2 protein-coding genes are annotated in these 1,531 nt (G+C 67.9%); both read left to right on the plus strand.

Features of this window, described 5'->3' with window-relative positions; translation table 11 throughout:
- The first annotated feature begins 77 nt into the window (after positions 1-77).
- Positions 78-527, plus strand: a complete 450-nt coding sequence (greA, locus tag WBV89_RS13890; protein ID WP_423981950.1) for a transcription elongation factor GreA — start codon at positions 78-80, stop codon at positions 525-527.
- Positions 528-709: 182 nt separating this feature from the next.
- Complete coding sequence (locus WBV89_RS13895) at positions 710-1,456, plus strand: alpha/beta fold hydrolase (protein WP_423981951.1); 747 nt, start codon at positions 710-712, stop codon at positions 1,454-1,456.
- Positions 1,457-1,531: the final 75 nt, after the last annotated feature.

A 1,531-nucleotide genomic window follows, 5' to 3' on the forward strand; every position in this document is an offset into this window, starting at 1 on the left:
TCGCTGGGAGGCGCGTGGCGGCGGGTTGCTGGACGTCCACACGGTTTCGGGGGTCGACCAGTGGGTAGCGTGTCGCGATGGCAAATCCGCAGCTCTCCCAAACTGCCTATGACCGCCTGAAGGCGGAGTACGACGACCTCACCACCCGCGGTCGGATCGAGGTCGCGAACAAGATCGAAGTCGCACGCGAGGAGGGCGACCTCAAGGAGAACGCCGGATACCACGCCGCGAAGGACGAGCAGGGCCACATGGAGGGTCGGATCCGCCAGCTCGAGCACCTCGTGGAGAACGCCGAGATCATCGCGGCGTCGCAGGTCTACACGATCGTCTACGAAGGCGACGGCGAGGACATGGCGGAGCGGTACCTGATCGGCAACATGGAAGAGGACATCGAAGGGGCCGACGTGATCAGCGCCACCTCACCGCTCGGTGCCGCACTCGACGGCGCCGAGGCAGGCGCGACGATCTCGTACGAGGCTCCGAACGGTTCGTTGACGGTCACCGTGTTGAAGGTCGACACCGTCTGAGCCGGATCGACGATCGCCACGACGTCGAACCGTCACGGTCGAGGTCCACCGAGTCCATGAACACGGACGCGGACACGGAAGTTCCCCGCCCGCTCGGGCCCAGGGTTCCGCCGTCGCAACCTGTCGAACTGGCAGAGCTCGGGACGATTCCGGTGCGCGACTTCGGTCCCCGCGATGCGGAGATGACCATCGTCCTGCTCCACGGCTGGACCGCCACCGCCGACCTCAACTGGTTCCGCTGCTACGGGCCGCTCGCCGAACGCCACCGCGTCATCGCCTACGACCAACGCGGTCATGGGACGGGCTTGCGATCGAGGAAACGGTTTCGGCTCGAGGACTGCGCGGACGATGCAATCGCGGTCGCCGATGCGCTCGGGATCGAGCGGTTCGTGCCGGTCGGCTACTCGATGGGAGGCCCGGTCGCGCAGCTCGTGTGGCGGCGCCATCCCGAGCGTGTGCGCGGGCTGACGTTGTGCGCGACCGCCCCGGTGTTCTCCGTCGAACGCATCGAACGACTGTCGTTCCTCGGCGCCAGCGGTCTTGCCGCGCTCGCCCGGATCACCCCCGAGCAGGCCCGCAGCTGGCTGACCGACCAGCTGTATCTCCAGCGCAAGGCTCGCGACTGGGAGCCGTGGGCGATCCAGGAGGCCGCGAGTCACGACTGGCGCATGCTCCTCGAGGCCGGTACCGCGATCGGTGGATTCGACTCGACCTCGTGGATCTCCGACGTCGACGTTCCGACATCGCTGGTGGTGACGATGGGCGACCCGGTCGTCAGCCGCCGCCGTCAGACGATGCTCTTCAACGCGCTCCCCCAGGCCGACGTGTTCCGCGTCGACGCCGACCACGGGGCACCCGTCGAGGCCGCCGATCATTTCGTTCCCGCGCTGCTGCGTGCACTCGACTCGGTCGAACGCGAGGTGCGATGACGGTCTGTCGGCGACTCGTGGCGATCACCGCCGCAACCGGTGCGCTCGTCGGCATCGGGGCAGCGGTCCTCGCCC

It is taken from the genome of Ilumatobacter sp. (genome assembly GCF_049588435.1).
In the GTDB taxonomy this organism is placed as follows: domain Bacteria; phylum Actinomycetota; class Acidimicrobiia; order Acidimicrobiales; family Ilumatobacteraceae; genus Ilumatobacter_A.